20 protein-coding genes, 1 tRNA gene and 1 pseudogene are annotated in these 20444 nt (G+C 72.0%); 4 read left to right on the top strand and 18 right to left on the bottom strand.

Features of this window, described 5'->3' with window-relative positions:
• Window positions 1–355: 355 nt before the first annotated feature.
• From QFW80_RS03900 to QFW80_RS03970, 16 genes are all read right to left on the bottom strand, one after another.
• On the bottom strand, window positions 356–895 hold the full coding sequence (locus QFW80_RS03900; protein WP_280599973.1) for a demethoxyubiquinone hydroxylase family protein: 540 nt from the start codon (window positions 893–895) through the stop codon (window positions 356–358).
• A gap of 59 nt (window positions 896–954) precedes the next feature.
• Window positions 955–1356 carry an SMI1/KNR4 family protein gene (locus QFW80_RS17570; RefSeq protein ID WP_425603496.1) on the bottom strand — a complete coding sequence of 134 codons (402 nt, stop codon included), beginning with the start codon at window positions 1354–1356 and terminating at the stop codon, window positions 955–957.
• Between the two features lie 361 nt (window positions 1357–1717).
• A tRNA-Leu gene (locus QFW80_RS03905) sits at window positions 1718–1804 on the bottom strand.
• Between the two features lie 43 nt (window positions 1805–1847).
• The gene (locus QFW80_RS03910; protein WP_280599974.1) at window positions 1848–2306 is read right to left on the bottom strand and encodes a DUF2214 family protein; all 459 of its coding nucleotides are present in this window, start codon (window positions 2304–2306) and stop codon (window positions 1848–1850) included.
• A gap of 106 nt (window positions 2307–2412) precedes the next feature.
• A complete protein-coding gene (locus QFW80_RS03915; RefSeq protein WP_280599976.1) occupies window positions 2413–3006 on the bottom strand; it encodes a cysteine dioxygenase family protein in 594 nt (197 codons plus the stop codon).
• Between the two features lie 346 nt (window positions 3007–3352).
• Window positions 3353–4465 (bottom strand): homoserine O-acetyltransferase MetX, encoded by a 1113-nt coding sequence (metX, locus tag QFW80_RS03920; protein WP_280599978.1) that lies wholly within the window; start codon window positions 4463–4465, stop codon window positions 3353–3355.
• 290 nt (window positions 4466–4755) lie between these two features.
• Entirely contained in the window at window positions 4756–5838 is a 1083-nt protein-coding gene (locus QFW80_RS03925) for a tetratricopeptide repeat protein (RefSeq protein WP_280599980.1), read from the bottom strand.
• Window positions 5832–6284: a cytochrome c-type biogenesis protein gene (locus QFW80_RS03930; protein ID WP_425603506.1), complete on the bottom strand. Its 453-nt coding sequence runs from the start codon at window positions 6282–6284 to the stop codon at window positions 5832–5834. The genes QFW80_RS03925 and QFW80_RS03930 overlap by 7 nt, the downstream gene beginning before the upstream one ends.
• Window positions 6285–6340: 56 nt before the next feature.
• Entirely contained in the window at window positions 6341–6898 is a 558-nt protein-coding gene (locus tag QFW80_RS03935) for a DsbE family thiol:disulfide interchange protein (protein ID WP_280599981.1), read from the bottom strand.
• Window positions 6898–8883: a heme lyase CcmF/NrfE family subunit gene (locus QFW80_RS03940; protein ID WP_280599983.1), complete on the bottom strand. Its 1986-nt coding sequence runs from the start codon at window positions 8881–8883 to the stop codon at window positions 6898–6900. Before QFW80_RS03940 ends, QFW80_RS03935 begins: the two co-directional genes overlap by 1 nt.
• Window positions 8884–9051: 168 nt before the next feature.
• Window positions 9052–9534 carry a cytochrome c maturation protein CcmE gene (gene ccmE / locus QFW80_RS03945; protein ID WP_280599985.1) on the bottom strand — a complete coding sequence of 161 codons (483 nt, stop codon included), beginning with the start codon at window positions 9532–9534 and terminating at the stop codon, window positions 9052–9054.
• The gene (gene ccmD, locus QFW80_RS03950; RefSeq protein WP_280599987.1) at window positions 9531–9707 is read right to left on the bottom strand and encodes a heme exporter protein CcmD; all 177 of its coding nucleotides are present in this window, start codon (window positions 9705–9707) and stop codon (window positions 9531–9533) included. The genes ccmE and ccmD overlap by 4 nt, the downstream gene beginning before the upstream one ends.
• A complete protein-coding gene (gene ccmC, locus QFW80_RS03955) occupies window positions 9704–10453 on the bottom strand; it encodes a heme ABC transporter permease CcmC (RefSeq protein ID WP_280600609.1) in 750 nt (249 codons plus the stop codon). Before ccmC ends, ccmD begins: the two co-directional genes overlap by 4 nt.
• Before the next feature lie 657 nt (window positions 10454–11110).
• Window positions 11111–11800, bottom strand: a complete 690-nt coding sequence (ccmB, locus tag QFW80_RS03960; RefSeq protein WP_280599988.1) for a heme exporter protein CcmB — start codon at window positions 11798–11800, stop codon at window positions 11111–11113.
• A complete protein-coding gene (ccmA, locus tag QFW80_RS03965) occupies window positions 11797–12450 on the bottom strand; it encodes a heme ABC exporter ATP-binding protein CcmA (protein WP_280599989.1) in 654 nt (217 codons plus the stop codon). Before ccmA ends, ccmB begins: the two co-directional genes overlap by 4 nt.
• 34 nt (window positions 12451–12484) lie before the next feature.
• On the bottom strand, window positions 12485–12949 hold the full coding sequence (locus QFW80_RS03970; RefSeq protein WP_280599990.1) for a DUF3293 domain-containing protein: 465 nt from the start codon (window positions 12947–12949) through the stop codon (window positions 12485–12487).
• A gap of 223 nt (window positions 12950–13172) precedes the next feature.
• Between QFW80_RS03970 and QFW80_RS03975 the strand changes: the two genes are divergently transcribed.
• Window positions 13173–14321, top strand: a complete 1149-nt coding sequence (locus tag QFW80_RS03975; RefSeq protein WP_280599991.1) for a pyridoxal phosphate-dependent aminotransferase — start codon at window positions 13173–13175, stop codon at window positions 14319–14321.
• Window positions 14322–14331: 10 nt separating this feature from the next.
• Window positions 14332–15129 carry an amidohydrolase gene (locus QFW80_RS03980; RefSeq protein WP_280599992.1) on the top strand — a complete coding sequence of 266 codons (798 nt, stop codon included), beginning with the start codon at window positions 14332–14334 and terminating at the stop codon, window positions 15127–15129.
• Window positions 15130–15137: 8 nt separating this feature from the next.
• On the opposite strand, the gene QFW80_RS03985 is transcribed toward QFW80_RS03980, so the two are convergent.
• Both QFW80_RS03985 and QFW80_RS03990 read right to left on the bottom strand, forming a co-directional pair.
• A complete protein-coding gene (locus QFW80_RS03985; RefSeq protein ID WP_280599993.1) occupies window positions 15138–15743 on the bottom strand; it encodes a hypothetical protein in 606 nt (201 codons plus the stop codon).
• Window positions 15740–16843 carry an NAD(P)/FAD-dependent oxidoreductase gene (locus tag QFW80_RS03990; RefSeq protein WP_280599994.1) on the bottom strand — a complete coding sequence of 368 codons (1104 nt, stop codon included), beginning with the start codon at window positions 16841–16843 and terminating at the stop codon, window positions 15740–15742. Before QFW80_RS03990 ends, QFW80_RS03985 begins: the two co-directional genes overlap by 4 nt.
• Window positions 16844–17344: 501 nt before the next feature.
• Between QFW80_RS03990 and QFW80_RS03995 the strand changes: the two are divergent.
• Window positions 17345–19884, top strand: a pseudogene (locus tag QFW80_RS03995) (DNA internalization-related competence protein ComEC/Rec2); the annotation flags it as partial.
• Entirely contained in the window at window positions 19778–20440 is a 663-nt protein-coding gene (locus QFW80_RS04000) for a MotA/TolQ/ExbB proton channel family protein (protein WP_280599998.1), read from the top strand. The pseudogene QFW80_RS03995 and the gene QFW80_RS04000, both read left to right, overlap by 107 nt.
• The last annotated feature ends 4 nt before the right edge of the window (window positions 20441–20444 follow it).

Genomic DNA, 20444 nt, shown 5'->3' on the forward strand with positions numbered 1-20444 from the left:
GCCTAACGCCTGAATTAAGCCGTGCCGCGAAGCGGCATCGGCTTGAATGAAATGTTAGGGCTGCGGGCCCGTGGACCCAACCCCGTTGGAAGAACTGTACGACAAAGCGGCCCGGAACACAGGCTTGCCCCGAGACCTAGCGGGAGGCCCGGTGCGGCGCGCAACTCCGTGAGCCAGCGGCTTGCCCCACGTACGATCGGGACTGAATTTGCTGCGCGCGACTCTGGAGCACGGAGCTTGCACCGATGACTCTCGGCGCCGGAGGCCAACGCAAAGACACAAATTCCCCGTCAGCCCTAACGCCTGAATTAAGCCGCGCCGCGAAGCGGCGTCGGCTTGAATGAATTGTTAGGGCTCACAGCCGCATGCCCAGCCAAATTACTGCCTCAGTCGAGGCGGACACAATGGGCGTGAGAACCCTGGGCCAGAATGTACCGGCCTGAACGTGCCCGAGAGATTGATCGTGGTGCTGTTGCTCCTCAGCAACTATGGAAGAAATCGCTGACACGGCGGCGGGGTCATGGCCCTGCAGTACGACTAGTTGGTGCTCTAGGTGCCGAAGTACGACACTCTCAACGGCCGTGGTAGTTGCAGCAATAGCACTGCTACCGAGCAGGCCAGTTATGGCTCCGAGCACGAAGCCGCCCACGCCACAAAGCCAGTAGCTACGGCAGCGACGACGGTCACGTCGCTCCAGCTCAGCACCAAAAATTGCGCGGTGCCGTTGCTCGTGTGACCTGAACTCACGAAGCTCAGCGAGCATCTTTGGAGCGGTCAGACGAGCCATAAGGATCTGGCCGCTGTAGATGCCTATGGCGCCATGCTCGCCGGCATGGTTGACCTTGACGATACGGTCGCCAAGATCGTTGGCCACAGGTTGCACGGCTACTTCCATGTGAGCCCTAACGCCTGAATTAAGCCGCGCCGCGAAGCGGCGTCGGCTTGAATGAATTGTTAGGCATCACTCTCCGAGTCTGGACGGCAGCGAGCCATGAACAACGAGAAAGATTTGCCTACCGGATAAAAGGTGCTGTCTTGATAGGGAAAGCGAACATATACCGAGCCGAAGTCCGATGCCTTGAAGCACATGTAAAGATATCCGCCCGGCTCAACCTGGCCAATTATCACCATTCGTTCTTCCGGCTCTCCCAGTAGTTCCGATTCTATGATGCTTGTGGCTGTATAGAGGCTTGTAACCACGTCCTCTGGGCCGCTGCCAGGCACTTGGACCAAGTGGCGAACAAGCAAAGGCGGCTCTAGATGCTCTGTAGTGTGTGTGGTGAGGAACACGCGGTAGTCGGAAGGCAGCGCGGCACCAAGAGCTGACTCTAACTTTCTTACCGCCTCGAAAGACATGGGTTGTGATGCCTAACTACTAATAGACCCCACAGTGGGGCGTAGCGCCGACTTTGCTTCCAGCGGAGCGCCTCGTCAATCACGCGCGCCTTTGCAATCAGCTACTTGCCTGGAGGGGGTGCCCTACGGGTCCACGAAATAGACCTCCTGCCGTCCGGATATCCGGATACGCCCGCACTCATGCCGGCGTATCAACCGACGTCCAACGGACGTGCCGACGGCCGCAAGTGTTTGACGGCGCTGGCGTCGCCCGTAGTGCAGAGGTCGGTTCGCCGGTCTATCGGCAGCCGTGCCGGTCCGGTCGGCCGCGGATTCCGCACAACAAAAAGCCCCGCCGAAACGACGAGGCCTTCAGGATCGCTGGTGCCGGAGGTGGGACTCGAACCCACACGCTTTTAAGGGCGGCGGATTTTGAGTCCGCTGCGTCTACCGATTCCGCCACTCCGGCGCGGGCGCGCAGTATAGCGGACGGGGCGGCCCGCCCCGGGCGGCTACAGGCCCAGTCCGCCGTGACGGGCCATGCCGGCGGCGAGCACGAAGATCAGCGCGATCAGGGCGAACTCCACCTTGATCACCGTGCGTACGCGCGACACCTCGGCGGCGTTCGGGCGCCAGTCGGCCTGGGTGCCGGCGGCCTTGCGCCAGCGCAGGAAGGCGAGCGTCGGGTAGATCGACAGCAGCGCGGCCAGCACGAAGGCGCCGACCTTGGCGTGGAACCAGGGGTTGTGCAGGTAGAAGGCGCTGCCCTTGACGCCCATGCCCACGCGCATCAGTCCGGCGAGCAGCAGCAGGCCGGCGGTGGCGCCGTAGCCGCGGTCGATGCCGACCAGGCGACGGAGGGCGCCGGTGTCGAGCGGGCGCGAGAGCAGGGCGGACTGCACGGCCAGCATCGCGACCAGGCCGAACAGCAGCAGGTGGTGGGCGGAGGCGAGGATGAAGTCGCGCAGCATGGGGCGGTCCGTGCGGAAGGGGCGGGGCTATCGTCGCATGCGTCGACGCCGTGGTCGCGCGTCATCGGCCACGGGCGCGGTCCGCGCGCGCTCCGCCTCGGCGCGATCAGGCGCCGGTGTCGATCGGCAGGCGGGCGTCGACGCGCCGGTACCAGTCGTCGCCCATGGGTTCGAACTTGCAGCAGTGCTCGATCGGCGCCTGGTAGATGTGCACCGACACCGCCACCGCGGTGTCGCTGGCGTTGGCGATGCTGTGGTACTCGTGCGGCGGGATCAGGCTGCCGGCGCTGCCGGGACCGGCCTGCATGCCGCCGGCGGCGCGGAAGCGGACGCGGTCGCCGTCGGATTCCAGCAGTTCGAACTGGGTGATCTCCAGCGCGCCGTGCCACACGCCTTCCACGCACCACAGGCCGCAGTGGTCGTGCACCGGCGTGCCCTGACCCGGGCCCCAGGTCATGGCGACCACGCTGTAGCCGTGCTCGGGGCTGCGGTAGAGCTCGCGGCGGGCGTAGTGGTCGGCGATGGGCGCGTGCACGCAGTCGGGCAGGCGGATGGCGGGGTCTCGGATCAGGGCGCACAGGGTGCTGCGCAGCTGCGCGGTCACCGCGTGCTCGTCGCCGGCGGCCACGGCCGCGTCGATGGCGGCCAGGAATCGCTGCTGGCCCTCGAAGGGGAGGCCGGGCGGGGCGGCTGGGGTCATGCGGGGATTCTAAACCGTCACGGATGAAACTGTTGGACGGGGGGTGGGCGGGTTGCGGCCATCGGCGATGGTCGCGAATGGCGCGGGCGACGGGGCTGTCGAGGCGTTGGAGCTGCCCATGTGTAAGCCGGACAAGCGCCTGCGGGCCGTCGCCGTGGCCCCGGATGCGCTGCGCTTATCCGGGCTACGGGGCATCGGAGGCGTGTCGAGGGACCATGGGCATGGGCCCCGGATGGGGCCCGCGTGTGCGGGCGTCGGGAATCGAGCCAAGGGCAGCTGGCGACCGCTGCGGGCGGGATCAGCGGCCGGTTTCCGGGTGGGCCTGCCGTTCCGCGATTCGCGCGCGTCAGAGCCCGTCGAGGAAGCCGCGCACGGCCGGGCCGAAGCGGTCCATGTCCACCAGGAAGGCATCGTGGCCCTGCGGCGAGTCCAGGCCCAGGAAGCGCGCATCGGCGCCGCCGCGGGCCAGGCCTTCGGCGATCTCCTCCTGCTGCTCCACCGGGAACAGGATGTCGGTGCGCGCGCCGATCGCCAGCGCGCGCTCCACCCGCACCTGCGCCAGCGCGGCCAGGACGTCGCCGCCGGCGTATTCGGCCAGGTCGAACCAGTCCATCGAGCGGCTCAGGTAGAGGTAGCTGTTGGGGTCGTAGCGGCGCACGAAGCGCCGGGCGTGGCCTTCGAGGTAGCTTTCCACCTGGAACTCGAGGCCGAAGGGCTCCTCGTCCGGGCGGTCGGACTCCAGCCGCACGCGGCCGAAGCGTCCGTCCCACTCCAGCGCCGAGCGGTAGGTGATCACGCCCAGCTTCCGCGCGATGCGCATGCCGGATTCGGGATAGGTGGCCTCGTCGTAGCGGCCCTCGTTCCAGTTCGGGTCCAGCCGGATCGCCTCGCGCTGCAGCGAGCGCACCGCGATCGAGAACGGCAGGGCGCGGGCGCTGCCGCTGATGTTGACGTGCGCGCGGCTGATGCCCGGGTGGCGGTGCAGCAGGGCCAGCGCGGTCATGCCGCCCATCGAGTTGCCGACCACGCAGGCCAGGCGCTCGATGCCGAGGCGGCGCACCACGTGCGCGGCGCCGTCGGCGACGTCTTCGATGGAGACGTCGGGGAAGCTCAGGCGATACAGCTCGCCGGTGGCGGGATTCACGGAGGCCGGCCCGGTCGAGCCCTTGCAGCTGCCGATCGGGTTCACGCTCACCACGAACCAGCGGTCGGTGTCGATCGGCTTGCCGGGGCCGACCATCGCTTCCCACCAGCCGGGCGTGGGGTCGTCGTCGCGGCTGGCGGCGTGCGCGTCGGGCGACAGGCCGGTGAGGATCAGCAGGGCGTTGCCGGCGCTCGCATCGAGCGTGCCCCAGGTTTCATAGGCGACGCGCGCGTCGTGCAGCGTGCCGCCGCGCTTCATCGGGAACGGGGAGGGCAGGTCGACCCAGCGCGTGCCGGGCGGGATGAACTCGGTCATGCGGGGATTGTAAGGGGGTGCGGATACGGGCGACGGGCGGTCGGTTCCCGGCCGTCACCCGTCACCGTAGCCCGGATAAGCGAAGCGCATCCGGGGAAAACCGCCAAATCCGCGGCTCCGCACACGGGTACGAACGCGCATCCCGTCGCCGACGGGTGACGGGGCGAGGTGGCGGACGTGGACGTCGCGAGCGCCGGATGCGCGGTGCGCGTCCGCGCGGCGCCTCGGTGAAGGTGTGCGGCGGCGTGCCCCGGATGCGCTTCGCTTATCCGAGCTACGGGGCTACGGGGCTACGGGGCGATGTCGAGGGCGATGGGAGCGGTGGCGGGGAGGCGCACTCGCACGGGCGCGGACTCGAGGTCGGCTTCGCTTCGGTTGGCGCTGCCGGTGGCGGAGATGCGCGCCAGGACTTCCACTTCCTGCAGCGCGGAGAGCTTCGCGGTGGGCATCGGGCTGTCGCCGTCGTCGAGCACGATGTCGAGCGGCAGGTCGCGCACGGCGTGGCGTTCGACGGCGACCGGCATCGGTGGGCCGTCGGCGGCGCGGGCGATGACGAAGACCACGGCATCGGGCGACAGGCGCGCGCGTTCGGCCAGGCCCGGGGCGAGGGTGACGCGCACGCGCAGGCTGCCCGGTGTCGCGGATACGGACGCGCCGTCCGCGGAGGTTCTGGAGGATTCGCCGGCGGAAGGCGCCTGCGCCGCATCCGGCGGCAGCGGCGGCATGCCAGCCGCCTCGCGCGCCTGGTCGATCTGGGTGCGCAGAGCGGTGGCAGTGCTCGCATCGACCTTGGGCAGCAGCGCTTCCCAGGTGGCGACGGCGGCGGCATCCTCGCCGCGCTGGCGCTGGACCACGCCGACGAACCAGGCGGCGCGCTGGTTGTCGGGTTCGATCGCCAGCGCCTGGCGCAGCATCGCCAGGGCCTCGTCGTCGAAGCGGTTGCCGGGCGTGGCCTGGGCGCGCGCCTGCGCGGCCTCGAGCAGCAGCTCGGGGTCGTCTGGAATGTGTTCGAGCGCGGTCATGTAGGCATCGCGCGCCGCCTCGCGATTGCCGAGCGAAGACTGCGCGCGGGCCAGCAGGCGCCAGCCCTCGGGCTGCGCGGGATCGCGCGCGAGCGCGACCTGCAGTTCGGCGATCGCCTCTTCCATCGTCGGCGCCTCGCCGCTGTCGGCCATGGCCGGCAGGGCGGAGGGATCCAGCGCGGCCGGCGTGCCGACGATGCGGTACAGCGCGAACGCCAGCACCGGCACCACCACCACGATCGCGGCGAACATGCGCGGCGAGGCCTTGCGCAGCGGCAGCGCGACGAGGGCCGCGACCGCCAGCGCGGCCAGCACCAGCACCGCATGCAGCACCAGCGCGCCACTCACCATTCCTGGTCCTCCTCCACCGGCAGCGGCTGGCGGCCGCGCGCGCGCACGATGCGCGCCACCACCACGCCGCCGACCAGCAGCAGCAGGCCCGGCGCCAGCCACAGCGCCCAGGTATGGCCGCCGAAGCGCGGCCGGTAGAGCACGAATTCGCCGTAGCGCTCCACCAGGAAGGCGCGGATCTCGGCGTCGCTGCGGCCCGAGCGCATCAGGTCGAACACCTCGCGCCGCAGGTCGTGAGCGATCTGGGCGTTGGAGTCGGCCAGCGACTGGTTCTGGCACATCACGCAGCGCAGTTCGGCCACCAGGTCGTGGAAGCGGCGCGCTTCGGCGTCGTCGCGGAAGTCGAGCGGCGTGGCGTCGCGCACGGCCTGGGCGCGCGCGGGATCGGCACCGGCGAGCAGCAGCGCCGCCACCAGCGTGGCCAGCAGCCAGCGCGTCCACGCCACCCGCGGCGCACGCCCTGCATCGAGCGACGACACGGCACCCGGCAGACTGCGCGCGCTCACTTCGGCACCCCGATCGCATCCAGCGCGGGCAGCAGGCTCGAGGCCAGCGTCGCATCGTCGATGGGGCCGACGTGCTTCCAGCGCACGATGCCCTCGGCGTCGACCAGGAAGGTCTCGGGCGCGCCGTAGATCCCCCAGTCGATCGCCTTGCGGCCGTCGTAGTCCACCAGTACAAGCCAGTACGGGTTGCCGAACTGCTCCAGCCAGCGCATGGCGTCGGCGTGCTCGTCCTTCCAGTTGTAGCCGATCACGCGCACCCGCCGGGTTTCGGCGAAGCGGGTGATCACCGGGTGCTCGACCCGGCAGCCGGGGCACCAGCTGCCCCAGACGTTGAGCAGGTAGGGCTGGCCCAGCAGTTCCTGCGACGTGACCAGGCGGCCGGGTTCGTGCAGGACCGGCAGCGCGAACGGGGGCGCCGGCTTGCCGATCAGTGGCGAGGGCAGGGCCTCGCGGTCGGCGCGGTCGGACACCAGCACGCCGTACAGCAGCAGTCCGACCAGGCCGAGGAACACGACCGCGATCGCGGCGGCGGTGAGGTGGCGTGCGCTGGCCATCAGGCGGTGCCTCCGGTGTCTGCCGGCGCGGCGTCGTCGGTCGCCGCGCCTTCGCGTGCGCGTGCGCGACCGCCGCCCGACACCCGCCGGAAGCGCCGATCCGCCGCGGTGACGAACCCGCCCAGCGCCATCAGGAACGCGCCGGCCCAGATCCAGCGCACGAACGGCTTGACCTGCAGCCGCACCGCCCACGCGCCGTTGCCCAGCGGTTCGCCGAGCGCGACGAACACGTCGGCGAACACGCCGGCATGGATACCGGCATCGGTCATCACCTGGCCGCCGCTGGCGTAGGCGCGCTTTTCCGGATGCAGCAGCGCCAGCGGCGCGTCGTCGCGGAATACCTGCACCAGGCCGCGGTCGGCGACGTAGTTCGGTCCCTGCGCGCGCTCGACGCCGTCGAAACGGAACGAATAGCGGCCGATCTCGCTGGTCTGGCCGGGCATCATTGCCACTTCGCGCTGCACCAGCTGCGCCTCCACCAGCAGCGCGCCCACCAGGAACACCGCGATGCCGCCGTGCGCCAGCGCCATGCCCGCCATTTCCGGGGTGAACGCGCGGCCGCTTGCGCGCAAGCGGCTCCACACGAAGCGCAGGGTGCCGAGCGCCACCCACGCCGCGGCCGCGACGCCGGCCGCCGTCTTCAGCGGCCCCTGTGGCGCGAAAAAGTAGGCGATCACGCCCAGCACCGCGGCCAGCCCCAGCCACGGCAAGAGCATCGCAGTCGGCTTCGACGGCTGCTCCTGCTGCCAGCGCGTGAGCGGGCCGAACGGTACCAGCAGCACCAGCGGCGCCATCAGCAGCACGAACAGGGTGCCGAAGTAGGGCGGGCCCACCGACACCTTGCCCAGGTCCAGCGCGTCGGCCAGCAGCGGATACAGCGTGCCCAGCAGCACCATCGCGCAGGCCGCGGCCAGCAGCAGGTTGTTCACCAGCAGCAGGGTCTCGCGCGAGGCCGGCGCGAACGGCCGCCCCTGCGGCAGGCGCGGCGCGCGCAGCACGTACAGCGCCAGCGCGCCGCCGATCACCGCCGCCAGGAACGCGAGGATGAACAGCCCGCGCGAGGGATCGGCCGCGAACGAGTGCACGCTGGTCAGCACGCCCGAGCGCACCAGGAACGCGCCCAGCAGCGACAGCGAGAACGTCGCGATCGCCAGCAGCAGGGTCCAGCCGCCGAAGCTGCCGCGCTTCTCGGTCACCGCCTGCGAATGGATCAGGGCCGCGCCGGCCAGCCAGGGCATGAAGCTGGCGTTCTCCACCGGGTCCCAGAACCACCAGCCGCCCCAGCCCAGCTCGTAGTACGCCCACCACGAACCCAGCGCGATGCCGATGGTCAGGAAGCCCCACGCCACGTTGGTCCACGGCCGCGTCCAGCGCAGCCAGCGCGCATCCACCTGGCCCTCGAGCAGGGCGGCGATCGCGAACGCGAACGGCACCACGAAGCCGATGTAGCCGATGTAGAGCATCGGGGGATGGATGATCATCCCCGGGTCCTGCAGCAACGGGTTGAGGTCGTGCCCTTCCACCGCCGCCGGCAGCAGCCGCGCGAACGGGTTGGAGGTGAAGATCATGAAGGACAGGAAGCCGATCGCGACCAGCCCGATCACCCCCAGCACCCGCGCCGCCACCACCTCCGGCAGGTGCCGCGACCACAGCGCGACGGCCGCGTTCCAGATGCCCAGCATCAGCACCCACAGCAGCAGCGACCCCTCGTGCGAGCCCCAGACCGCGGTGAAGCGGTAGACCATCGGCAGCAGCGAGTTGGAGTTGTCGGCGACGTACTTGACCGAGAAGTCCTGCTGGACGAACGCGGCCGTGAGCGCGGCGTACGCGAACGCCAGCAGCGCCAGCTGGGCATAGGCCGCGGGCCGCGCCACCGCCATCCAGGCCGGCTTGTTGCCGGCCGCGCCGGCGAGCGGCAGGGCGGCCTGCAGCAGCGCCGCGAGCAGGGCGAGCAGCAGCGCGAGCTGGCCGAGTTCAGGCAGCATGCGCGGCTCCGTGGTGCAGGCTGCAGGGGAATGCGCCGCTGAAGCCGAGCGGATGCACCCGACTGGCGCTGCGGCGCTCATGCCGCATCGATGCGATGGCGGCGAATGCGTGCGCTCTCGCTCGCCCGTGCCACTGGGTCCCCGCCTGCGCGGGGACGATGAGACTCCTCACTCCTTCGCCCCTGCGCCGGGCGCCGCGTCGACGTTGTGCTTGCTGTGCGCCAGGCCCATCTTGTCGGCCACTTCCTTGGGCACGTAGGTCTCGTCGTGCTTGGCCAGCACGTCCTCGGCGACAAAGCGGCCGCCGTCCATGCGCCCGGTCGCGACCACGGCCTGGCCCTCGCGGAACAGGTCGGGGAGGATCTTGTCGTAGGTGACGTCCAGCTGCGCGTCGCCATCGGTGACGCGGAAGTGCGAGACCAGCGAGCCCTCGTCGCGCCGGAACGAGCCGGTCTCGACCATGCCGCCGAGGCGGAAGCGCGCGTCGCCCGACGACACCGCGGGCCCGGCGCTGCCGGACAGCACCTCGTTGGGGGTGTAGAGGTAGGCGATGTTCCGCTGCAGCGCGAACGCGACCAGGGTGGCGGCCAGGCCCGCCGCGGCCAGCAGCGCGAGCACGAACCACAGTCGGCGGCGACGGGTGGGGTTCATCGCTTGAGCTCCGGAGCGACGGTGGCGGTCGCACCGCGTGCGGCCTCGCGCCGGGCCAGCAGCCGCACCGCGCGCATGACCTGGGCGATGCGGATGCGCGGCGCCACGAAGTCCCACAGCAGCACCGTGGCGAACACGGCGTAGGCGGCGATCACGTAGCTGGCGTAGCTCATGCGGAGGCTCCGGCCAGGCGGCGCACCCAGTCCTTGCCGGCCTCGCGCTGCAGGTTGTCGGCGCGCGCACGCGCCAGCAGCGAGCCGATCGCCCACAGCTTGGTGCCGACCACCATCCAGATCAGCGGCGGCAGCATGCTGGCGTCCATCGAGGATTCGCCGAACACGCGGATGGTCTGGCCCTGGTGCAGGGAGTTCCACCACACCACCGAGTAGCGGATGATCGGCAGCATCACCACTCCCACGATCGCCAGCAGCGAGGCCGCGCGCGCGGCGGCGCGGCGGTCTTCGATCGCCGCGTACAGGCCGATCACGCCGAAATAGAGGAACAGCAGCACCAGTTGCGAGGTCAGGCGCGGGTCCCAGTCCCACCACGTGCCCCACATCGGCTTGCCCCAGATGCTGCCGGTGGCCAGGGTGATGACGGTGAACGCGGCGCCGATCGGGGCGCAGGCCATGGCCAGGATCTCGCACAGCTTGATCCGCCACACCAGGGCGATCGCGCCGTACAGCGCCATCAGCGCGAACATCGCCATGCTCATCCAGGCGCTGGGCACGTGGATGTAGAGGATCCGGAAGCTGTCGCCCTGCTGGTAATCGGCCGGCACCAAAAACAGCGCGCCGTACAGCCCCACGCCCATCGCCAGCAGGCCCGCCGCGAACGCCCACGGCGCCCAGCGGGCCGCGAAGCGGTCGAAGGTGGGGGGCGACCCGAGCTGGTGGAACCAGCGCACCACCGGGTTCATGTTGGACATCGGGCTGGCTGCTCGCAGGGGCGGGACCGCGGGAGGCGGCCGGAGGCCGGGTCTGGCCGCCGGCATCCTTGGCTAAGTGTCTATTTTTTCAGACTCGACCGGTGCGGCCAAGCCTGAGGGGGTGGACAGGATGCCCCAGTGCGCGCCGGGTGGACATGGCCGGGGCGGCAAATGGCGCGTGCGGATCGCGTTCGCAGCAGGATCCGGGACGTGCCGCGGGGACGCGGCAGGGTCGGGATCCGGCGGGCGTAGGCGGTGGGTGGGGCTGGCGCGCAGCGCCCCGGGGAGGTCCCGGATTATCGCGCGCGCTGGTGGGCACAAGGCGGGAAGCGGTTCGCGGAGATCCGGATGCGCTGCGCTTAACCGGGCTACGCAGGCGGGGAATCCGGCGGGTGGCGGCGGGAAGCGGATAGGCCCGCATCGCGCGCTCTGGTAGGCCCGGGGCGGGAAGTGGTTCGCGGAGATCCCGGATGCGCTGCGCTTATCCGGGCTACGCAATCGCGGGCGCCTGATCTGAAGTCGCCGTGCGCCGTTCTGCCGGGCGCCGGTTGCCGCGGTCGCCCCGGACCCCCAGGTAGCCCGGATAAGCGCAGCGCATCCGGGGGCAAGGCCAGGCCGGGCGCGTCCGGGTCGAGGCCGCGACGTGCGCTATTGCGCCGCGATCCGGATCGCGGTCGCCGCAGCCACGGGCGCCAGCACCAGCGCCATCAGCAACCCCGCGCCGAGCAGCAGCAGCCCGCCCGCCGGATCGTGCCCCTGCGCCGCGGCCGCCACGCTGCCGGCGCCGAATACCAGCACCGGCACGTACAGCGGCAACGCCAGCAGCGCCAGCAGCACGCCCGCGCGGCGCATGCCCACGGTCAGCGCCGCCACCACCGCACCGATCAGGCTCAGCAGCGGCGTGCCCAGCGCAAGGGCGCCCAGCAGCACCGGCCACAGCGTGCGCGGCAGGTACAGCAGTTCGGCCAGCAGCGGCACGGCCAGCAGCAGCGGCGCCGCGGTGGTGAGCCAGTGCATCAGGGTGCGCACCAGCACCAGCCAGGCCAGCGGCACCGGCGCCAGCCGCCACTGTTCCAGCGAACCGTCCTCGGCGTCGCCGCGGAACAGCGTGTCCAGCGCCAGCAGCCCCGACAGCAGCACCGCCACCCACAGCACGGCGGGCGCGGCGCGCGACAGCAGTTCGCGTTCGGCGCCCATCGCCAGCGCGAACAGCACGACCACCAGGATCGCGAACAGCGCCGGCTGCAGCGCGTCGCCGCGACGGCGCCAGAGCAGGCGCAGGTCGCGCACCATCAGGGCACGCGCGGCGGATGCCAGCGTGGGCGCACCGGCGCTCATGCCGCGGGAGCCTCGCGGCCGAGCGTGAGCAGGCGGGTGCGCACCGGCGGCGCGGCGTAGGCGCCATGCGTGGTGACCAGGGCGCCGCCACCGGCATCGAGGTGCGCGCGCACCATGCGGTTGACCAGTTCGATGCCGGGCAGGTCGAGGTTCGCGTACGGCTCGTCGAGCAGCCACAGCGGAGCGGGCGACAGCCACAGCCGCGCCAGCGCCAGGCGCCGCCGCTGGCCGGCGGACAGGTGGCGCACCGGCGCGTCATCAAAGCCGGCCAGGCCGACGATCGCCAGGGCCGCGTCGATGTCGAGCGTCGGCCGCCGGCCGAGCAGGCCGCACAGGTAATCGAGGTTCTCGCCGGCCGACAGGTCCACCTTCAGCCCGGGCAGGTGGCCGAGGTAGGCGACGTGGCCGGCGCGCGCAGCGGCCGCCACCGGCGCGTCCGACAGCCGCACTTCGCCCTGGCCGCCGTCGAGCAGGCCCGCCAGTACGCGCAGCAGGGTGGTCTTGCCGGCGCCGTTGCCGCCCTGCACCAGTAGCGCTTCGCCGGCCTCGACGCGGAAGTCCAGCGGGCCGAACAGCGGCATCTCGTCGCGGGCGAAGCGCAGGCCGCGCACGTCGAGCAGCGGCGCGGAAGCGGAAGGGGTGTCGGGCATCAGGCGCGATTCGGCCGGCGGTCGGCGATCGCGATCATTGTAGCCAGTCGACGTCGACGTCACCGGTCTCGTCGGGCGGGCGCGGGGCGTCCATCCGCAGCCGCACCGCTTCGCCCGGTCGCCACCACAGCGTGCCGAGCTGGCCGAAGCGGCGCGCCAGGGCGTCGAACGGCCCGACCTCCATGCCCATCACCAGCCAGCTCGGTTCGCGCCAGCTGCGGTTCCGGGCCGAGGCGAAGGCCGGGCGCAGGCCGTAGCCGCCGGCCACGAGCTGCGCGTGCAGGGCGTCGTCGTCGCGCCGGTTGTCGTCGTCGCTCCGCTCGACCGAGCGCGGGTTCCACGCCGAGAGCATCCCGAACGAGGTCGCTTCGGGATAGGCCAGCTCCAGTCCCGGCGTGGGCAGCCCGATGATCACGTCGTGCCACGAACCGTCGTACTGCCAGCGGTACTCGGCCGCCAGGTAGGCGTGCAGCAGTTCGGACACGCGGGACGGGTCCATGGGAAGCGGGGCAGCGGGCATCGGGGTCAATGCGTCCGGCGGTGGCCGGGGCTGCGCCCGGGGGAGGCAACCGGTGCGCGCAAGGCGGGCAGGGCGCGCACCGCGTGTGCCGCAGGCCGGGGAGGAGCCATGCCGCGCGTCTCCTGCGTGGGGGTTCGATAGGTGTAACCGATCGGACCCGGATCGTAAACTGCGCACTCCGCTCCGAACCCTGGCAAGCCTCTTGATGCTCCAGACCAAACTGCCGAAGGTCGGCACCACCATCTTCACCGTGATGTCGCAGCTGGCGCAGGAGCACGGCGCGGTGAACCTCGGCCAGGGCTTCCCCGACTTCCCGGTGCCGCCGCGGCTGGTCGAGGAGCTCGACCGGGCGATGCGCGCGGGCCACAACCAGTACGCGCCGATGACGGGGGTGCCGGCGCTGCGCCAGGCGATTGCGGCCAAGACCGCGCGCGTCTACGGCCACGCGCCCGATGCCGATACCGAGGTCACCGTGACCAGCGGCGCGACCGAGGCCATCTTCAACGCCATCCACGCCGTCGTCCGCGCCGGCGACGAGGTGGTGGTGCTCGACCCCTGCTACGACTGCTACGAACCCGCGATCGACCTGGCCGGCGCGCGCGCGGTGCACGTGCCGCTGGACCCGGCCACCTTCGCGCCCGACTGGCAGCGCGTGCGCGAGGCGATCGGCCCGCGCACCCGCATGCTGATGATCAACAGCCCGCACAACCCGTCCGGCGCGATGCTGTCCGCGGACGACATGCGCGAGCTGGCGGCGATCCTCGAGGGCACCGGGGTGTTCCTGCTGTCGGACGAGGTGTACGAGCACATCGTGTTCGACGGCGCCCGCCACGAATCGGTGCTGCGCCACCCGGCGCTGCGCGAGCGCGCGTTCGTGGTGTCGAGCTTCGGCAAGACCTACCACTGCACCGGCTGGAAGATCGGCTACTGCATCGCGCCGCCGGCGCTGAGCGCGGAGTTCCGCAAGGTGCACCAGTACAACGTGTTCTCCACCTTCACCCCGGGCCAGCATGCGTTCGCGGCGATGCTCCGGGACGACCCGGCGCACTACGAGCAGCTCGGCGCGTTCTACCAGGCCAAGCGCGACCGCTTCCGCGAGCAGCTGGCGACCACCCGGCTGGCGCCGCTGCCGGTGCCGGGCGGCTACTTCCAGCTGGTGGACTACTCGGACGTGAGCGACCTGGACGATGCCGCCTTCTGCCGCTGGCTGACGGTCGAGAAGGGCGTGGCGGCGATTCCGCTGTCTCCGTTCTACGACTCGCCGCCGCCGGGCCAGCGCCTGGCGCGGCTGTGCTTCGCCAAGAACGAGGCGACCCTGGACGCGGCGATCGAACGCCTGCAGCGGCTGTGAGGAGCGAGCGATGAACAACCTCCGTGTCTCTCTCGTGCAGGGCGCGACCCGCTGGCACGATCCGGCCGGCAACCGCGACTACTACGGCGACCTGATCGCCCCGCTGCACGGCACCACCGACGTGGTGCTGCTGCCGGAAACCTTCACCAGCGGCTTTTCCAACGAGGCCATCGGCGATGCCGAGACCATGGATGGGCCCACCGTGGCCTGGATGCGGGCGCAGGCCGCACGGCTCGGCGCCGCGCTGTGCGGCAGCGTGCAGCTGCGCGTGGACGGATCGGTGTTCAACCGCCTGCTGTGGGTCACGCCCGACGGCACGCTGCAGCACTACGACAAGCGCCACCTGTTCCGCTACGCGCGCGAACACGAGCGCTACGCCGCCGGGCGCGAGCGCCTGACCGTGGAGTGGAAGGGCTGGCGGATCTGCCCGCTGGTCTGCTACGACCTGCGCTTCCCGGTGTATTCGCGCAACCGCTACGACGTCGAACGCGCCGGCGCGCCGGACTACGACCTGCTGCTCTACGTCGCCAACTGGCCGGCGGCGCGCGCCTACGCGTGGAAGACGCTGCTGCGCGCGCGCGCAATCGAGAACCTGTGCTACGTGGCGGGCCTCAACCGCGTCGGCACCGACGGCAACGGCATCGACTACGACGGCGACAGCGCGGTGATCGACTTCCTCGGCCACCCGGTCAGCGAATGCACCGACGCCGAGGTGGTGGTGACCACGACCCTGCTGGCGGACGAGCTCGCGAAGCACCGCGAACGTTTTCCGGCGATGCTCGACGGCGACGCGTTCGAGCTGCGCTGAGGCGGCGGTCAGCCGTTGTAGAGGTAGTACACGCGCCGGGTGCGCGGCGACACCACGATCATCCCGATGCGGCCGTAGGCGTAGTAGCTGCCGGGCGTATTCACGGCCTCGGCCGCAGCGCGCAGCTGGTCGCGGTCGGCATCGATGCAGAAGCCGTACGCGCAGACGTACTGCAGGATCTCGTGGCGGCCGGTCGTCGGATCGGGCGGCCAGCGCCCGTCCGGCGCCAGTGGCGTGGCACGCCAGCCGCTGTAACGGCCGCGCCAGCGGCGCGATGCCTCCGGCGGCGGCATCCGCTCCAGGTAGTCCACGCCGCCGGCCGCGATCGTTCGCGCGGCGCCCCCAGGCAGACGGTAGGCGATGAAGCCGGCCTCGTTGCCGCCCGGCCCGAACCCCCAGGCCTCTTCTTCCGCGTAGACCACCTGCCAGACACCCAGCGCCGGGGGCACATGGCCCAGCCGGTGCGCGTGAACCATCGCCGCGCAGCCGCCCCCGGCGAGCACTGCCGCGCACGCCGAGAGCGCCAGCATCGCGCGCGGCGCGACCACGACTGCGGTCACCAGCGCCACGACCAGTGCCAGGGCGAAAGCGAACATCGACAGGAGCGCGATCACGCATGGCCCCGCGGCCGCGACCCGCTGCGACGGGAATGGAAATAGATCCGCTCCGCCGCCCAGCGCAGGGGCGGGGTGCCGAGCAGCAGGTCGAACACCCAGTCGCGCTGCAGGTGGTCGAAGGCCCAGCGCAGGGTGCGCTTGCTGCGGAACCTCGGCGCGGCGCGTTCGGCGATGCGGGCGGGGTCCGGGCCGCCATGCCGCAGATGCGCGGCGATGGCCGTGCCGACCGCCTCGCCGTGCCGCCAGGCCGAATGGATGCCGCCGGCGGTCACCGGCGAGACGATGCCGGCGGCATCGCCGGTCAGGATCACGCCCGGCGCGGCCAGCGGACGCACCGGTCCGCCGCAGGGAATCAGGCCGGCGCGGGTGGCGCTGGGGGTCAGGTCTGGTTCGATTCCCAGGCGCTCGCCCACGCGGCGGCGCAGCGTGTCGATCTCCGGCACGCCGGCGCGATCGGCACGGTGGCGGAACGCGAGGCCGAACTGCACGCCCGTGGGACTCTGCGCCGCCCAGCCGATGTAGCCCGGCGCGAGTGCGTGGTCGATGAAGCAGTGCAGGCGCCCGGGCTCGCGCAGGGTCGCGCCGTCGAACTCGTGCTCGACGCCGTAGAGGAACTCGCGCACGCGGCCCAGCCCGGCGCGCATCGCCACCCGGGACTTGGCGCCGTCCGCGCCCACCAGCCAGCGGCAGGTGCCCAGGCCGTCGACCTGCCAGCCGCCGTCGATGCGGCGCGCGTCGGTGAACGACTGCATCAGCCGCAGGTCCACGCCGGCGCGCTCGAGCTCGGCCGCCAGCCAGCGCATGACACCGGGCGTGTCGGTGGCGAGGAAGTAGTAGCCATCGCGCTGCAGGGCCAGGCTGCGCAGGTTCGGCGCGTACAGGCGCACGCCGTCGATCCGGCGGACCAGCGACGGCGGCAGCGCCGCCAGCGCGGTGCCTTCCGCCGCCTCGCGCACGATGATGCCGGTGGTGTGCAGGCGGATGCCGGGGTCGCGCTTGCGTTCGAGCACGCACACGCGCAGGCCCGCCCGGCGCGCCGCGAGCGCGCAGGCGGCGCCGGCGAAGCTCGCGCCCACGATGACCACGTCCCACTGCATGCGATCGGTATCCGGCACGGGCGCCCTGGAGGTTCAGAGGAAGTCACAGCGTGGACGCGCCGCGTGGCCGCGCGATGGGCCCGCAGTGAAGCGGGGATGAAGCGGGAGGCTGCGGAACTGCTTCACCCGCTGCGACGCCACGCGGCTCTGGCGAGCCGCGCTCGGTCGGCGGCACGCGTGGAGATGCATGCATGGCGCGGGAGGCCAGGAAGATATGTGCGCGCGAGCCGTTGCGCCGTGAGCGAAGGGTGCGCGCGTCCAGCCGACGTCGGTGCAGGCGGCCGGGCGGCACTCCCGCAGTCGTCGTGGAATACGGACTGCCACCGGGTGCCGCAGCCGCCGGGTGACGGTCCGCGCCGGGTGACGGTCCGCGCCGGATCCCGACCCGCGCGTGGCGGAGCCGAATCGGACGATTCCTACACCGGGCAGGTGCATCCACCGATGCCCCTGCAGCGCCCCGCTGCTTATCGTGGCGCCCGTTCCCGATGCGGTGTAACGGCCATGGACGGTCCGCAGACATCCGGCCGCAGCGCGCGGCCGCCCTTCGGCCCCGTCGTGGCGGCGGGGCTGGTGCTGGGCGTGCTCGCGGCCTCGCGACTGCCGGCATTGCCGCCTGCCGCCTTACTGGCCGCACTGCTGGTGCTCGGCGCCGTGGCCTGGGCGCGGACGGTGGACTGGCGCCGGCCGGCAGGGGCGCTGCTGGTCGGAGTCGCGCTGTTCGGGCTGCACGCGGAATGGACGCTGTCGCGGCAGCTGCCGCCCGGCCTGGAGCGGGGCGATTTCGCGCTGGCGGGGCGGGTGGTGCAGCTGCCCGAACACGAACCGCGCCGGACCCGCTTCGCGTTCCGGGTCGACCGCGACGACGCGATGCCGCCGGCGTTGCGCGGGCGGGTGCTGCGGCTGTCCTGGTACGACGACCGCGCCTCGCCCCGGGACCACCGCTTCGGCATCGAGGCCGGCAGCCGCTGGCGGTTCACCGCGCGCCTGCGCGCCCCACGCGGGCTGCGCAACCCCGGCCATGGCGACAGCGAGCAGCAGATGCTCGCGGCGCGCATCGCCGCCACCGGCTACGTGCGCGATGGCGAACCGTTCGACCGGTTGCGGCCCGCATCCGGCATCGACGGCTGGCGCGAGCGTACGGCCGCGCGCATCGACACGGCGGTGGCGCGGCCGTCGTCGCGTTTCGTGCGCGCGCTGGCGCTCGGCGATACCCGCGCCCTGGCCGATGCCGACTGGGATGCGCTGCGTGCCACCGGCCTGACCCATCTCATCGCCATCTCCGGCTTCCACGTCGGCCTGGTGGCGGGGTTCGCCGCGCTCGCGTTCGCCGCCCTGTGGTGGCTGCTGCCGGCGCTCGGCCGCAAGGTGCCGCGCCCGCAGGCTGCGGCCGTGGGCGCGCTGGTGGGCGCGGCCGGGTACGCCGCCGTGGCCGGATTCGCGCTGCCGACCGTGCGCACGGTGCTGATGGTGGCGGTGGTGGTGCTGGCGCGGCTGTGGCGGCGACCGATGGGCGTGGCCGATGCGCTGGCACTGGCCGCCATCGCGCTGCTGCTGGTCGATCCGCTGGCGGCGCTGACCGCGGGCTTCTGGCTGAGCTTCGCCGGCGTGGCCTGGCTGGTGTGGTGCCTGCCGCGCGTGGGCGCGCAGCCGCTGGTGGGCGGCTTCCTGTCCGCGCAATGGGTGGCCACGCTGGGCCTGCTGCCGCTGACCGCGGCGCTGTTCGGCCAGGCATCGCTGGCCGGCCCGCTCGCCAACCTGGTCGCGATTCCGTGGTGGAGCCTGGTGGTGGTGCCGCTGGCGCTGGTCGGGACCGGCCTGGAAGCGCTGCATGGGGGCTGGGGCGACGGGGCATGGCGGCTGGCGGCATCGGCGTTCGACCTCTCGTGGCCGCTGTTCGAATGGCTGGCGGCCGGACGCGCGTCGCTGTGGTGGCTGCCCGAGGCGCGCTGGTACGCGCTGCCGCTGGCGCTGCTGGGCGCGTTCTGGCTGCTGCTGCCGCGCGGCGTGCCGGGCAAGGCGCTGGCGCTGCTGCTGTGGCTGCCGCTGCTGTGGCCCGACCGGCAGCTGCCGCGCCCCGGCGAGTTCGACCTGGTGATGCTGGACGTGGGGCAGGGCACCGCGCTGCTGGTCCGCACCGCGCGCCACGCCGTGCTCTACGACGCCGGGCCGGCAGTACCCGAAGGCTTCGATGCCGGCGACCGCGTGGTGGCGCCGTCGCTGCACGCGCTCGGCGTGCGACGGCTGGCGGCGACCGTGATCAGCCACGGCGACGCCGATCACGCCGGCGGTTTCGCGTCGCTGCGCCGGCGGTTTCCGGACGGCCCCGTGTTCGCCGCGCGCGAGGCGGCCATCGAGGGCGCCGCGCCATGCCTGGCCGGCACCGTCTGGACCGCGGACGGCGTCAGCTTCCGCTTCCTACACCCGGACGTGCACTTCCCGGCCATGGGCAACGATTCGAGCTGCGTGCTCAGGATCGAATCCGCGCACGGCAGCGCGCTGCTGGCCGGCGACGTGGGCGAGGTGGTCGAACGCCTGCTGGTGCACGACCACCCCGGTGCGCTACGCAGCGACGCAGTGCTGGTCGCCCACCACGGCAGCGGCAGCTCGTCGGATCCGGCGCTGGTCGCGGCCACGCAGGCGCAGGTGGCGCTGGTGTCGGCCGGCCACGGCAACCGCTTCGGCCATCCGCAGCGGGCGGTGGTGGAGCGATGGGAGCGGGCCGGTGCGCGGGACGCGCTCACCGCGCGCGATGGCGCGGTGGTCGTGCGCCTGCGCCGCGACGGGGTGCGCAGGGAGGCGCGCCGTCACACGCATCCCAGGCTCTGGGACGCGCAGCGGCGCATCGGCGACGTGCGCTGAGTCACTCGGGGGCGGCTGGGCACTGGGCTATCCTATCGGGCAGTCAGGTCAGGCCTACGGGCCGGAGGGGAGTGCGTGCTCGAACTGGTGAAGGCCGGCGGCTGGCCGATGATTCCGCTGCTGCTGCTGTCCGCGGTGGGGCTGGCGATCATCGTCGAGCGCTTCTGGGCGCTGCGTCGCAAGGCGGTGCTGCCGCCGGGGCTGGGGCAGGAGGTCCGCGCCTGGGCCGCGCGCGGCAAGCTCGATCCCGCGCACATCGACTCGCTGCGGCGCAACTCGCCGCTGGGCGCGCTGCTCGCCGCGGCGCTGGACGTGCGCCATCGCCCGCGCGAGGAGATCCGCGAGCGGGTCGAGGACGTGGGCCGCCACATCGCGCACCGGATGGAACGCTTCCTCAACGCGCTCGGCACCATTGCCGGCGCCGGCCCGCTGCTCGGGCTGTTCGGCACCGTGGTGGGCATGATCCAGATGTTCCTCGGGGTGATGGACCACGGCGTGGGCGACGTCAACCAGCTCGCCGGCGGCATCGGCAAGGCGCTGGTGTGCGCGGCGGCGGGCATGATCGTGGCGGTGCCGGCGCTGGTGTTCCACCGCTACTTCCGTGCCCGGGTGGACGGCTACATCGTCGACATGGAGCACGAGGCGATCCAGCTGATGGACGTGATCGATCCGCGCGCGCGCCGCGCCGCCGCCGCGGTGGCGGCCGTCCCGCCCGACGCCCAGCCGGCCCAGGCCTGAGCCG

It is taken from the genome of Luteimonas rhizosphaericola (genome assembly GCF_029888045.1).
In the GTDB taxonomy this organism is placed as follows: Bacteria; Pseudomonadota; Gammaproteobacteria; order Xanthomonadales; family Xanthomonadaceae; genus Luteimonas; species Luteimonas rhizosphaericola.

Excerpts from the sequence above, each read along its gene's own strand:
- QFW80_RS03900 (WP_280599973.1), bottom strand. The coding sequence starts at position 895 with ATGGAAGTAGCCGTGCAACCTGTGGCCAACGATCTTGGCGACCGTATC.
- QFW80_RS17570 (WP_425603496.1), bottom strand. The coding sequence starts at position 1,356 with ATGTCTTTCGAGGCGGTAAGAAAGTTAGAGTCAGCTCTTGGTGCCGCG.
- QFW80_RS03910 (WP_280599974.1), bottom strand. The coding sequence starts at position 2,306 with ATGCTGCGCGACTTCATCCTCGCCTCCGCCCACCACCTGCTGCTGTTC.
- QFW80_RS03915 (WP_280599976.1), bottom strand. The coding sequence starts at position 3,006 with ATGACCCCAGCCGCCCCGCCCGGCCTCCCCTTCGAGGGCCAGCAGCGA.
- metX (WP_280599978.1), bottom strand. The coding sequence starts at position 4,465 with ATGACCGAGTTCATCCCGCCCGGCACGCGCTGGGTCGACCTGCCCTCC.
- QFW80_RS03925 (WP_280599980.1), bottom strand. The coding sequence starts at position 5,838 with ATGGTGAGTGGCGCGCTGGTGCTGCATGCGGTGCTGGTGCTGGCCGCG.
- QFW80_RS03935 (WP_280599981.1), bottom strand. The coding sequence starts at position 6,898 with ATGGCCAGCGCACGCCACCTCACCGCCGCCGCGATCGCGGTCGTGTTC.
- QFW80_RS03940 (WP_280599983.1), bottom strand. The coding sequence starts at position 8,883 with ATGCTGCCTGAACTCGGCCAGCTCGCGCTGCTGCTCGCCCTGCTCGCG.
- ccmE (WP_280599985.1), bottom strand. The coding sequence starts at position 9,534 with ATGAACCCCACCCGTCGCCGCCGACTGTGGTTCGTGCTCGCGCTGCTG.
- ccmD (WP_280599987.1), bottom strand. The coding sequence starts at position 9,707 with ATGAGCTACGCCAGCTACGTGATCGCCGCCTACGCCGTGTTCGCCACG.
- ccmC (WP_280600609.1), bottom strand. The coding sequence starts at position 10,453 with ATGAACCCGGTGGTGCGCTGGTTCCACCAGCTCGGGTCGCCCCCCACC.
- ccmB (WP_280599988.1), bottom strand. The coding sequence starts at position 11,800 with ATGAGCGCCGGTGCGCCCACGCTGGCATCCGCCGCGCGTGCCCTGATG.
- ccmA (WP_280599989.1), bottom strand. The coding sequence starts at position 12,450 with ATGCCCGACACCCCTTCCGCTTCCGCGCCGCTGCTCGACGTGCGCGGC.
- QFW80_RS03970 (WP_280599990.1), bottom strand. The coding sequence starts at position 12,949 with ATGGACCCGTCCCGCGTGTCCGAACTGCTGCACGCCTACCTGGCGGCC.
- QFW80_RS03980 (WP_280599992.1), top strand. The coding sequence starts at position 14,332 with ATGAACAACCTCCGTGTCTCTCTCGTGCAGGGCGCGACCCGCTGGCAC.
- QFW80_RS03990 (WP_280599994.1), bottom strand. The coding sequence starts at position 16,843 with ATGCAGTGGGACGTGGTCATCGTGGGCGCGAGCTTCGCCGGCGCCGCC.